Raw genomic sequence first — 13,320 nt, forward strand, 5'->3', positions numbered from 1 at the left:
TTTTTTTACACAAAAAATAAAGTTTAACAGAAGATTTACGGAGGTGCTTGCTGATAATGGGTTATTTTTTCACATAATATAAAAAAAATTCGTTTTTTTATTAATCATCACAATATCTAGAGACTGTTTGTTAAATTAAAATCAGTAAAAATGCCTTTTCAGCATAAAATTTTAGGAATTTTTTAGAAGAATTATAGTATCAGTCGAAAATTTCGCAATAAAAAGCGATAATAAGAAGCTGAAAAAAGAAGAGTCGTTGAAAATAGTTTTGTTGGTAAGGTGGCAAAGATTTTTTTTTTAACCAAAAAAACTTAACCCGTTGGATGTAATTATTAAAAAAAGAATCCTAAAAAGATATAAAATTTAAACACATAGAATCATAGAAAAAAGAGTTGTATATCCCAATTCTTGGGTTCACATAGCTATGTTTTTCTTTAATAAAGTGAAACGCCTTTCAAAATTTACAAAATCTATGTTTCTATGTGTTTAAAAATCAAAAATTTTGAATTACACCCAACGGTTAAAAATTTAACAAAGATTAAGTACTTTAAGTTTAAAACCAAAATCCAATGCTAAACCAAGTAAATCCTTGTGAAGTTTCAGGCGACCAAGAATATTTTACTTCTAATGGCCCAATAATGGTTTCTAAACCATATCCTACGGCATATCCAGAATATTTAGGCAACGAAATCCAATCTAGTGACTCGAAAATATTAGCTCCAATATTAGCATGATTGACCGAAAAATTGAGATGATTCTTTTTGAAAACCTCAAAATCGAGTGTAGCCGAAGTTTTTAGATAACTATTGCCAGCAAGACTCAAAAAATCATAACCATAAAAAGGCTTAAAATTATTCAAAGGAATATATCCATAACCGCCTAAAACAAAATCAAAAAAGGGAACGCTATCATCACCGATAGTAAAACCGCCTTCGGCTTGAATTTTCAAAGTCGTTTTCTTTAATGGCTGGAATGCTATTCCAAAATCAGCTTTGGCAATCGAAAAAGGATTGAATTTTCGAGTGTAATTAGAAGAAAACAAATAATTATGCAAGTCTGATGTAAAATACCAACCTTGTTTAGGAAAATATTTATTATCAAAAGAATCGTATTTCATATAAACAAAAGCACTCGTGTAATTACTCCTATCTAAAACAGGATCAACCGCTGATAAGGTTTCTGACTCTATATTGACATACTTATATTCTAAACCACCACCTATTAAAAATTTCTGTACAAATATGGATTGAATATAAAACTGACTCGAAACATCTATAAGATCTACATTTATAGAATTCAAATTATCTAAAGGAATACCCGAAATACTCCCAATTTGATTGGTTACATTTTTATTAAATTGATTCAACTGCGACTTAAGTCCAATACTCAAATTATACCCATTATCAATATAATAATCCAGATTATAACGCAAATTATCACCCACCATAAAATCGAATGAAGCTACATCGTTTTTGAAAAACGTCTTTTTATTCGTCAGATTCACAAGAACTGCACTTTTGAAAAGTCCGTCATAATGCAATCCAAATTTCAAAAAAGTTCGCACTGGATTTTCAATAAAATTCAGCGTCAAATTATCGCCTTTCCCATTAGGTTCTAGCGAATAAGTTACGGCTCCAAAGTTGTAAGTAGCATCAATATTATTAATACCTGTTTCTAAATCTTTGTAACTGATTTTAGCACCTGCTTTAAACTTTAGTTTTCCCTCAATATAATTCTGGGAATAACTATTCAAATTTTTACATAAAATAGAAACAATATGCAAACTATCGGATTCAATCTTTAACTTGGGTTTTTTGTACGGATTCGATTTATCGGCTAGTTTATCTATGCTTTCATAAACTGAAAATGCCGCTTCCTCACCTCTTTGAATAATTTCTGCTGCTTTTTCAAAAGACACCGCTCCATAGTCTTTAATGTCGGGTTTAATGTAAATATTGGTGTTTTTAGAATCGCGCTGCATTTTCTTTATCATCTCTAGATTGGTAATCTGAAACAATATTTTCGAAGCATCTTTAAGGTCTTCACGATCCCGCAACCCATTTTGAACATCGACACCAATAATGATGTCGGCTCCCATTTTTCGCACTTCTTCAATAGGATAATTATTAGTAATCCCTCCGTCGATTAAAAATCTTCCGTCCAATATTACAGGAGAAAAAACCGAAGGCAAAGCTGAACTGGCATACAAGGCTTGCGCCAAAACACCTTTGTCCATCACTACTTGTTCGCCACGTTCAATATCTGTAGCAAGGCACAAAAAAGGAATGGGCAATTGTTTAAAATCACGAACATGCCTTACATGGAGCATGAGCTGATTGAATAAATTGTAATTAAACATTCCTTTGGAGAGCGATTGTGGAACACCAATTTTGAGTTTGTTGAAAGGAAGTATCAAAGCATACAATTCATCATTTCGTTTTTCATAAAAACTTTTAGAGGTTCGAGGTATGAAATCAATCAGCAAATTGTCAAAATTAGTAACTCTAACGATAGAATCTATTTGTGCAGCATTATAACCCGACGCATAAAGTCCGCCAATAACCGCTCCCATACTAGTTCCGCCAATGAAATCAATTTTGACACCCGCTTCTTCCAATACTTTTAAAACACCAATATGCGCAAACCCTTTGGCACCACCACCACTCAAAACCAATCCGATTTTATGTTTTTTGATGCTGTCTTGAGCTTGCGAGGCAAAAGGCAAAAGGCAAAAGATAAAAGACAATAGGCAAAAGGCAAAAGGCAAAATCGTACTCTTTTTGCTTCTTGGCTTTTGCCTATTGCCTATTGCCTTAATTCTCATATTAACTATTTTTACTGTAAAAGTCGGTAATTTTTTTGGCTTTTGATATACCTACAACGTCTGAAATTTCTTTTTCTGTTGCTAATTTTAATCTTTTTACACTTTTGAAATGTTGTATCAATGTCAACATCGTTTTTTCGCCAATTCCAGGAATACTTTCTATCGAAGAATTGAGTGCTGATTTGCTTCTTTTGTCCCGATGATGCGTAATTCCAAATCGGTGTGCTTCGTTTCGCAATTGCTGAATAACTTTCAAAGTTTCTGATTTTTTGTCCAAATACAACGGAATCGAATCGCCAGGATAAAACAATTCTTCCAGCCTTTTAGCAATGCCTATAATCGTGATTTTGCCTCTTAATCCCAGTTCGTCAATACTTTTCAAAGCCGAGGATAATTGTCCTTTTCCACCATCAATGATGATGAGCTGCGGCAAGGGTTCGTTTTCGTCCAATAATCGCTTGTATCTTCTATACACCACTTCGGTCATCGAAGCAAAATCATCAGGGCCTTCGACCGTTTTGATATTGAAATGACGGTAATCTTTTTTACTAGGTTTTCCATCTTTAAAAACCACACAAGCCGAAACAGGATTGGTTCCCTGAATATTTGAATTATCAAAACATTCTATATGGCGTGGTTCTACAGGCAATCGCAAATCTTTTTGCATTTGAGCCATAATTCGGTTAGCGTGACGATCAGGATCTACAATTTGGAGTTGTTTTAGCTGTTCGATTCGGTAAAACTTTGCATTTCGAATGGACAAATCCAAAATCTGCTTTTTATCGCCCAATTGCGGAACGGTAACTTTTATTTTCTCGCCTAAATCGACTTCAAACGGAACAATTATTTCTTTGGATAACAACTGAAAACGCTCTCGAAGTTCGATAATCGCCAACTCTAATAACTCTTCGTCCGATTCGTCCAGTTTCTTCTTGATTTCCATAGTGTGCGAACGAATAATCGAACCGTGGGAAATTTGCAGAAAATTGACAAAAGCAGCACTTTCGTCCGAAATTATAGAAAACACATCGATATTCGTAATTTTCGGATTGATAATCGTTGAACGAGATTGGTAATTTTCAAGAATTTCTATTTTCTCTTTTATTTTCTGCGCTTCTTCAAAACGCATATCTTGAGCCAAATCAGTCATCAATTTCTTGAAATCCTTCATCGATTCTTTGAAATTCCCTTTCAGAATTTCTCGAATAGCATCAATTTGTTTCTGGTAATCTTCTAATGATTCGTAGCCTTCACAAGGGCCTTTGCAATTGCCAATATGATATTCCAAACAGACTTTGAATTTTCCACTTTCGATATTCGATTTACTTAAATCATAATTACAGGTTCGCAGCGGATACAATTCTTTTATTAAATCTAAAATCGTACTTACCGTCTTGAAACTGGTGTAAGGTCCAAAATATTCGGATCCGTCTTTAATCAATCGTCTAGTAGAAAAAATGCGTGAAAAAGGTTCTTTTTTGATACAAATCCAAGGGTAACTTTTGTCATCCCTTAAGAGCACATTGTATCGTGGCTGCAGAGTTTTGATAAGATTATTTTCCAGTAAAAGCGCATCGGTTTCCGTAGGAACGACGATGTGTTTTATAGTTACAATTTTCTTGACCAAGACATTCGTTTTGGCCGTATCGTGAATTTTATTGAAATAGGATGAAACTCTTTTTTTTAGGTTTTTGGCTTTGCCTACATACAAAATCTTCCCTTCCTTATCGTAATATTGATACACGCCAGGACCATCAGGCAAGGTTTGAATTTGAAGTTCTAGAGTTGGGATTAGCATTTTAGATTGCAGATTGTAATTGACGTTAAAAAATTAGCCACAGATTAAACGGATTTTCACAGATTATTCAGTCTAACCTCTTTCATTCAACAGACCACCATTTAATTCAAACAAATTTAACTTTAAAATTGGCATAAAACAAATACGCTCTTTTTATTACTTTTACTTCATGAACAAAAAAGAATTACGCACAAAATACAAAGCCTTACGAAACCAACTTTCCGAAAATGAGTTGGAAGAAATGAGTTTGGCTATTTCCAATAAAGTGTTGACACTTCCTATTTGGGAGAAAACTTATTTCCATATTTTCCTGCCCATTACGGAACACAAAGAAGTTAATACTGAATATATTCTGCATTTGCTTTCTGGAAAAGACAAGGAAATTATTATCTCAAAAAGTGATTTCGAAACCCGAGAAATGACGCATTTTCTTTTGACGGATAATACCAAAATTAAAAAGAACAAATACCATATTCCAGAACCTGTGGATGGCATTGAAGTTCCTTCCAAAAAAATTGATGTGGTTTTTGTACCTCTTTTAGCTTTTGATAAAATTGGAAACCGAGTAGGTTATGGCAAAGGTTTTTATGATAAATTTTTAAAGGAATGTAAACTCGACACGAGCGGTAGCGAACTGGCGAATCAAACCATCAAAATTGGGCTTTCTTTTTTTGAAGCTGAAGAAAAAATTGAAGATGTTTTTGAAAACGATGTAAGGCTAGATTATTGTGTAACTCCTAATGAAGTTTATGAGTTTTAAGTCAAAATGTTTTTAAAATATACGGAGAAGTTGTAAACCATTAAGGCATTTAATAAAATTAAGAATAGTACAAAACTTAATTTTCTTAAATGCCTTAATGGTTCTTTTATGTATTTCAGAATGCTGTTACCCGATTTAGTGCTCGTGATGAAATGCTTTTTTATTAAAAACAATCAAAATTCCAACGCCTGTAGAAATCGCAACATCAGCAATATTGAAAATCGCATTGAAGAATTTGAAATGTTGTCCGCCTATAACAGGAATCCATTCTGGCCAATTTCCTTCGAATAATGGAAAATAAAACATATCAACTACTTTGCCATAAAGCCATGTTCCATAAGGCTTGTCCGAAAACAAAGTTGCCAGTTGATACGAACTGTCATCAAAAATAACACCGTAAAAAACAGAATCGATAATATTTCCTAAAGCACCAGCAAGTATTAGAGAAATCGCCACTACCAAATAATTAGAACTGTGTTTTCTTTCAACAGAATCCCAAAGCCAATACCCAATTACAGGCACTACTAACAAACGAAATAGAGATAAAATTAATTTCCCGTAAGTTCCAGGAATTTCAGTTCCCCAAGCCATTCCTTCGTTTTCGACAAAATGAATTTTGAACCAACTAAAAACTTCAACTTCTTGTCCTAAAATAAAATTAGTTTTAATGTATATTTTAGAAAATTGGTCAACAAGTAAGAGGATAAAAACTATAAGATAAGCGTTTCGTAAAGACATTTTGTACATTTTAATGGCGCAAAAATAGATAAATTCTAAAAATTAAATTCCAAATCAAAAAGAAATTCCAAATTTAAAAACCCAAATTCCAAAAGCTAGGATTGGAATTTGGGTTTTTAAATTTGGAATTTGGAATAATTATCTTTGCAAATTCTTCGCTTCGATGCTCATTGTTGCATGAGGAACAATCATTAATCGTTCTTTGCTGATTAATTTACCTGTCACTTTACAAGTTCCATAAGTCTTATTTTCAACACGGAAAAGTGCATTTTTCAAATCACGGATAAACTTTTCCTGACGGATGGCTAACTGTGAGTTTGCTTCTTTCGACATGGTTTCGCTTCCTTCTTCAAATGCTTTAAAAGTTGGCGAAGTATCGTCTGTCCCATTGTTTAAATCGTTCATATAAGCACTCTTGATTAAATCTAAATCTTCTTGTGCTTTGGCAATTTTCTTTAAAATCAACTCTTTGAACTCTGCTAAATCAGCATCCGAGTATCTTGCTATTTCATCTATCATCTTCTTATTATTTTGTAATTGATATTCTTGTTTTTATATCGTCGAATTCTACTTCGATTCCCTCATTTATAGCCTCTTCAAAAACCAATATTTCTGTTAGTGTTTCTGATTTGATGTATGCTTCGTTTGCTTTTACAGCTGTTTCCAATGCTGCATTTTTTTGCAAATGAACTTTAATTTTATCGGTAACTTCAAAACCAGAATCTTTTCTGATGTTCTGAATTCGGTTAACCAATTCTCTAGCAATTCCTTCTTCTCTCAATTCTGGAGAGATGGTAATGTCCAGCGCTACCGTTATTCCATTGGAATTAGCAACCAACCAACCTTCAATATCTTGCGAAGAAATCTCTACATCTTCTAGCGATAAATTTATGTTATTTTCTCCAATAACAATGGTTATGCTTCCTGCCTTATCTAATTGATTGATTTGTTCCGCAGAAAAACTTTGTATCTCTTTGGCTATCAATCCCATATCTTTTCCGAAACGCGGACCAAGTGCCTTGAAATTGGGTTTAATCTGCTTCACTAAAATACCTGAAGCATCATCCAAAAGCACGATTTCTTTCACGTTTACTTCTGCTTTTATCAGGTCAGAAACCGCCTCAATTTCAAGCTTCTGATTCTCGTCAAGTACTGGAATCATTACCTTTTGCAACGGTTGACGCACCTTGATCATTTCCTTTTTTCGAAGCGATAAAACGAGTGAAGAAATGGTCTGCGCTTTCTGCATTTTGCTCTCCAACGATTTATCAACAAAGTTTTCAACTGAAACAGGGAATTTTGCCAAGTGAACCGAGTCAAATTTCTCTGTATTTGTAGCTAATGTCAAGTCTCTGTAAAGTTTGTCCATAAAGAACGGAGCGATTGGAGCACCTAGTTTACTGACAGTCAATAAACACGTATATAACGTTTGGTAAGCCGCAATTTTGTCCTGTGCATAATCCCCTTTCCAGAAACGACGACGACACAAACGAACGTACCAGTTACTCAAATTTTCCTGCACAAATTCCGAAATCGCACGAGCCGCTTTTGTTGGTTCGTAATCCGCATAAGCTTCATCCACCACTTTTACCAAAGTATTCAACTCCGAAATAATCCATCGGTCGATTTCCGGTCTTTCGTTCAACGGAACTTCTGCTTCGGCATAAGTGAAATTATCGATATTGGCATACAACGCAAAGAAAGAATAAGTGTTGTACAAGGTTCCGAAGAATTTACGACGAACCTCTGCAATTCCTTCAATGTCAAATTTCAAGTTGTCCCAAGGATTCGCATTCGAAATCATGTACCAACGCGTGGCATCTGGTCCGTATTCAGCAATTGTTTCAAAAGGATCGGTTGCATTTCCTAAACGTTTCGACATTTTGTGTCCGTTTTTGTCCAAAACCAATCCGTTGGAAACCACATTTTTATACGATGGCCTATCAAAAACCAAGGTTGCAATGGCGTGCAAAGTATAAAACCAACCACGAGTTTGATCTACTCCTTCAGCAATAAAATCCGCAGGAAAATCTTGATTTCCGTCAATTTTATCTTTGTTTTCAAAAGGATAATGCCATTGCGCATAAGGCATTGAACCCGAATCAAACCAAACGTCAATCAGATCCGATTCGCGTTTCATTGGTTTTCCGGAAGCAGAAACCAAAGTAATTTCATCAACTACATTTTTATGCAAATCAATCAAATCATAGTTGGCTTCATCCATATTTCCAATTTCGAAACCTTTGAAAGGATTTGCTGCCTGGAAACCTGCTAATATAGATTTTTCGATTTCGTTATATAATTCTTCAACAGAACCAATCAAGATTTCTTCTGTTCCTTCTTCGTTTCTCCAAATTGGTAACGGAATTCCCCAAAAACGAGAACGGGATAAATTCCAGTCGTTGGCATTTTTCAACCAATTCCCGAAACGTCCTTCTCCGGTTGCTTTCGGTTTCCAGTTGATAGTTTCATTTAGTTCGAACATTCTATCGCGCACTTTCGTAATTTCGATAAACCAGGAATCTAACGGATAATATAAAATTGGCGTATCTGTTCTCCAGCAATGTGGGTAACTGTGCACGTATTTCTCTACTTTGAACGCTTTATTTTCTTCTTTTAACTGAATGGCAATTTCCACATCGGCAGAACGTTCAGGAGCGTCACCATCAGTATAATATTCGTTTTTAACGTATTTTCCAGAAAAACTTCCTAAACCGTCAATGAATTTTCCTTGCAAATTGACCAACGGAACTAGGTTTTCATTTTCATCTAAAACCAGCATTGGCGGAACTTCTGGAACCGCTTCTCTAGCCACTTTGGCATCATCAGCACCAAATGTTGGAGCGGTGTGCACGATTCCTGTACCGTCTTCGGTAGTCACGAAATCTCCTGAAATTACTCGGAAAGCATTTTCTGGAATATGGTATGGCAAAGCCAACTGCATCAATTGTTCGTAACGAATTCCAACTAAATCTGCTCCTTTGCATTCGGTCAGGATTTGGTATGGAATTTTCTTGTCGCCTTCTTTAAAATTTTCAAAATCGGAAGCTTCGGTACTTGGAAAAAATCCTTTTCCAAATTGTTTTCCAACCAAATTTTTAGCCAAAATTACTTTGACAGGTCGGAAGGTATATTGATTGAAAGTTTCAACTAAAACATAATCAATTTTTGGACCAACTGTCAACGCTGTATTCGAAGGCAAAGTCCAAGGCGTTGTCGTCCAAGCCAAGATATGAATATCTCCAAATTCCTGAAGAAATGAAGGCAAAGTTTCGTTTAATGCTTTAAATTGGGCAACTATCGTTGTATCGGTTACATCACGGTAAGATCCCGGTTGGTTTACTTCGTGAGAAGACAATCCTGTTCCTGCTTTTGGAGAATACGGCTGAATGGTGTAGCCTTTGTACATCAAATCCTTGTTGTAGATTTGTTTCAAAATCCACCAAACGGTTTCCATATACTTGGATTTGTAAGTCACATACGGATCTTCCATATCCACCCAATACCCCATTTTTTCGGTCAAATCGTTCCACACATCGGTATAACGCATCACGGTTTTTTTACAGGCTTCGTTGTATTCGGCTACGGAAATAGTTTTTCCAATATCTTCTTTGGTAATGCCTAATGACGCTTCGGTACCTAATTCTACAGGCAAACCGTGCGTATCCCAGCCAGCTTTACGCTTAACTTGGAATCCTTTTTGAGTTTTATAACGGCAAAATATATCTTTAATCGCACGTGCCATCACGTGGTGAATTCCCGGTAGTCCATTTGCCGAAGGTGGTCCTTCAAAAAACACGAATGGTGGGTTGCCTTCGCGAGTGGTTACACTCTTCTCGAATATGTTTTCTTTTTTCCAAAAATCAAGTACTTCCGATGCAACTGTAGGCAGGTTAAGTCCTTTGTATTCAGTAAATTTTATGCTCATTTTATCCTTTTCTTTAATCGCGGTGCGAAAGTAAGAAATAGTTATGAATTATGAGTGATGAGTGATGAGTTTTTGTTTACCGCAAAGACACAAAAGCGCAAAGTTTTATTAAGAATAGAATCAAAACTTTAATGAGCAAACAAAAACGCATTAAATCTTTGTGCCATCGAGCCTTTGCGGTTGAATTTTTCAAGAAAAAACTTCCTTTAAAACGTCCAAGGATTTTGGTTTTCTAAAACCGTCGAGATGGAAAGTATAGTAATCAATCAGGATTTTCAAGAGGATTTGCCTTTCAATGACGTGAAAGGTTTTTTGGTCGTTGTCGAATTTTAAATGGATGAGTTTTTTGAAAAGATTGGTTTCGTGTTCTGTCAATGAACCAATGCCGTGAAATGGGGTAAAAACACCCTCGTTGGCATCAAAAAAAGGAAATTCCATTTCGGAAATGTCGGGGTAAAAACCGAGATATTTCGTTATCTCCAGCATTAAAATCAGGTGAAAATTAGCGGTTTCATCGTGATTGTCGAGCCAATGCAAGGCCGTTTCCAAGAAAGCGAAAAGATGTTCGTTTTTCTCTTCTTCGTGAATGGAATGGTGCAGAATTTCGGAAATAAACATCACAATCGTACTCTTGAAAATATCCGAATGGATCGATTGAAACGGAGTTGCAATTTTGATTTCTTTGAAGTTCTCTAAAGTGCCTTTATTTTTGTGAACGGCTTCGATTTCGAGAATGGTCAACGGCTGGAAATAGGCAATTTTCTGGTTTGATTTTCGGGAAGAAAAAGCGTCTCGAACAAAGTAGGTTTTCAAACCGTGTGCTTGTGTAAAGCATTTTACAATCAAGCTTTTCTCCTGATATTTGAGAGAAGAAATGACGATGGCTTTGGTTTTGACTAACAATTTTAGATTTTAGATTTTAGATTTTAGATTTTAGATTTTAGATTTCAAGAATCTGCCATCTGATTTTACCTGATAATCATTACTTTTTTGACTTTGGTTTCAATACCATCCTGTGCCGAAATAAAAATCATGTAAACGCCCGAAGCTACTTTATGTTTTCCAAAAGCGGTGGTGTCCCATTCTATTGTTCCTCCTTCGGAAGTGGTTTCGTAAACAAGATTGCCTTCGATATCGGTAATCTTTACAGTAGCTTTATCCAACAATCCTGCGATTTTTACGGTTCCTTCAAATTCGGGACGAACAGGATTTGGATACACATAAACGTTGCTTAAATCTTCATTGGCAGCAGTAGCAGTTCCTTTGAATGAAACCATTCCCTTGCTGGTAGCAATAAAAACTTCTCCAGTTGTGCTATTGATATCAATATCATTGATAGTATTACTAGGCAAGGGCGAATTATTTATGGTAAAATGATATTTGGTTTCCTGTCCGTTTGGCGAAACAAGAAAAATACCAGAATCGGCAGTACCAATCCATTTATTATTAGCTCCATCTACGGCAATATCCGTAATCGATTGTTCATACATGAGTTCTTGAGCCAATCCATCTTCCAAAATAATTATCGGATTAGCTTTCATCTGATCTTCAGTTTGAAAACTACTTACACTAGACAACACTCTTAACCCTTTGGTTGTTCCTATCCAAAGTTGATTTCCAGTATCTATGGCTATAGTTCTAGTATCAGTAGTAGGTAAATTACCCGTATCTACACCAGAGGAAATTTTCTTAAATTTATTAGTTGATTCATTATAACTGATTAATCCGTCGGTATTCGTACACCACCATTTTGTGTTATTCTTATCAATTAGCATTCGCCCCATACTGGCATCAATACTTTTATCCAAGATTCCGTTTAAGGAAAAACTTTGCCAGGTTCCATCTTTTTTAAGGACTTTTAATCCATTCTCTATAAGACTATTATTGAGCCAAAGGTTTCCAGCGGTATCGAATGCACCTCCATTAATTCGAACATCACCACGATAACCTGGAATAAATGTAATATCTTCTAGTCCGCTATTAGTCTGATTGTACAAAAAAGTAGGAACGTCATTCTGAATTTTTAATAAACCAGAAAAATATGAACTTAAATAAACTTCTTTTTCGTTATTGGGATTAATCATGACTCTAACTATCGATTTTGCCCCCAACACTTTTTCATAAGGAATATTTAGCCAGCCTGTTGCGCTGTATTTACTAATACCATAACTGTCCAATGGAGTTATATCGTAGGTTGCTGTATAATCCCCATAAACTACCCACATCATATCCGAAGTGGTTTGAAGTGCAAAAATATTATTTCGAGAAGGACCATCTGGTGTATCATTTTCAAAACCAGAAGCAACTGCAATTGTGGTATTTATTAGACCATTTTCATTTGTACCAATATAAGCCACATCATTAATTGCTGTAGCACAAGTAAAACTAACTGCACTTCCAGTAATTTGATTGCTATTAATTTGACGGACAATTGCCATTTGATTGTTGTAGAAATAAACACTACTTGCCGTTGTGATAACCAAATAATTGGCTGTTTTTCTCATATCTACTGCAGCTTGAGGAAGTTGTGAATACCCAACAAAAGAATTAGAACCCGAATCGTATTTATGAATGTAGCCTGAAGAATTAATCGCAAAAAGTTCGGTTCCAAAAGCTTCAACACTTGACCAACTACCCGAGGCTATTGATGTCCATTGATTGTAATCGATTAAGTTTTTATTGTTTATATCTGCCTTTTTTATGCCTTCAATAGTTGAGGCGTAAATAAAACCATTAAAGACTGCTGTCTGGCTAATGCTTATTTCGGCACCATTGTTTCCAATGAAATAAGTATCCCCAAATAACATGGTTGTCATATTGAATTGCACAATTCCAAAATCACAAGAAACATAAACAATTCCATTGTGTTCCATGAAATGATTGATTTTCTTGATATTGGTGGGAATTTGTTTGTTGATTATATCCACAATATTCAACATACTTCCATCGGCTTCATTGATAACAATCATCAACCCATTTTGATAACCCACCAGAGTTTTATTAGATGTGGTGCTGTAATACAAAGAAGTTATGGTTTCACCCGAAAGTCCATCAATGGTATTAGTCGTTTTTATTTGACTTGTAGCTGTGTTTTTAGAAAACAAAGCATTTTCCGAAGCGGCAAAAATAGCTGTAGAAGATTGTGAAACATCTTTGATATTAGTATATGAAAAGTAACCTTGCCAAAGTTGTTTGCTTTGAGCAAAACCCATTTGCATAGTCATCAGAAGTACAAAATAAAACAGCTTTTTTTTCATTAATTGCATTAATAT

At 35.2% G+C, this 13,320-nt stretch carries 8 protein-coding genes; 1 reads left to right on the forward strand and 7 read right to left on the reverse strand.

The features are described 5' to 3' along the window. Positions 1–553 precede the first annotated feature (553 nt). Positions 554–2,824 carry a patatin-like phospholipase family protein gene (locus tag OZP15_RS00670; RefSeq protein ID WP_281336717.1) on the reverse strand — a complete coding sequence of 757 codons (2,271 nt, stop codon included), beginning with the start codon at positions 2,822–2,824 and terminating at the stop codon, positions 554–556. Between the two features lies 1 nt (position 2,825). Next, complete coding sequence (uvrC, locus tag OZP15_RS00675) at positions 2,826–4,622, reverse strand: excinuclease ABC subunit UvrC (protein ID WP_281336718.1); 1,797 nt, start codon at positions 4,620–4,622, stop codon at positions 2,826–2,828. A gap of 169 nt (positions 4,623–4,791) precedes the next feature. Between uvrC and OZP15_RS00680 the strand changes: the two genes are divergently transcribed. Beyond that, positions 4,792–5,382, forward strand: a complete 591-nt coding sequence (locus OZP15_RS00680) for a 5-formyltetrahydrofolate cyclo-ligase (RefSeq protein WP_281336719.1) — start codon at positions 4,792–4,794, stop codon at positions 5,380–5,382. A 135-nt stretch (positions 5,383–5,517) separates the two neighbouring features. On the opposite strand, the gene OZP15_RS00685 is transcribed toward OZP15_RS00680, so the two are convergent. The 5 genes from OZP15_RS00685 to porZ all read right to left on the reverse strand — a co-directional run bounded on the left by OZP15_RS00685 (position 5,518) and on the right by porZ (position 13,305). Beyond that, the gene (locus tag OZP15_RS00685; RefSeq protein ID WP_269226579.1) at positions 5,518–6,120 is read right to left on the reverse strand and encodes a lipoprotein signal peptidase; all 603 of its coding nucleotides are present in this window, start codon (positions 6,118–6,120) and stop codon (positions 5,518–5,520) included. A 138-nt stretch (positions 6,121–6,258) separates the two neighbouring features. Beyond that, the gene (locus OZP15_RS00690) at positions 6,259–6,639 is read right to left on the reverse strand and encodes a TraR/DksA family transcriptional regulator (protein WP_269226580.1); all 381 of its coding nucleotides are present in this window, start codon (positions 6,637–6,639) and stop codon (positions 6,259–6,261) included. Between the two features lie 7 nt (positions 6,640–6,646). Further along, the gene (ileS, locus tag OZP15_RS00695; RefSeq protein ID WP_281336720.1) at positions 6,647–10,048 is read right to left on the reverse strand and encodes an isoleucine--tRNA ligase; all 3,402 of its coding nucleotides are present in this window, start codon (positions 10,046–10,048) and stop codon (positions 6,647–6,649) included. A 189-nt stretch (positions 10,049–10,237) separates the two neighbouring features. After that, on the reverse strand, positions 10,238–10,951 hold the full coding sequence (recO, locus tag OZP15_RS00700) for a DNA repair protein RecO (RefSeq protein ID WP_281336721.1): 714 nt from the start codon (positions 10,949–10,951) through the stop codon (positions 10,238–10,240). Between the two features lie 65 nt (positions 10,952–11,016). After that, positions 11,017–13,305 (reverse strand): type IX secretion system anionic LPS delivery protein PorZ, encoded by a 2,289-nt coding sequence (gene porZ, locus OZP15_RS00705; RefSeq protein WP_269226581.1) that lies wholly within the window; start codon positions 13,303–13,305, stop codon positions 11,017–11,019. Between the last annotated feature and the right edge of the window lie 15 nt (positions 13,306–13,320).

The organism is Flavobacterium eburneipallidum (genome assembly GCF_027111355.2).
Lineage (GTDB): Bacteria > Bacteroidota > Bacteroidia > Flavobacteriales > Flavobacteriaceae > Flavobacterium > Flavobacterium eburneipallidum.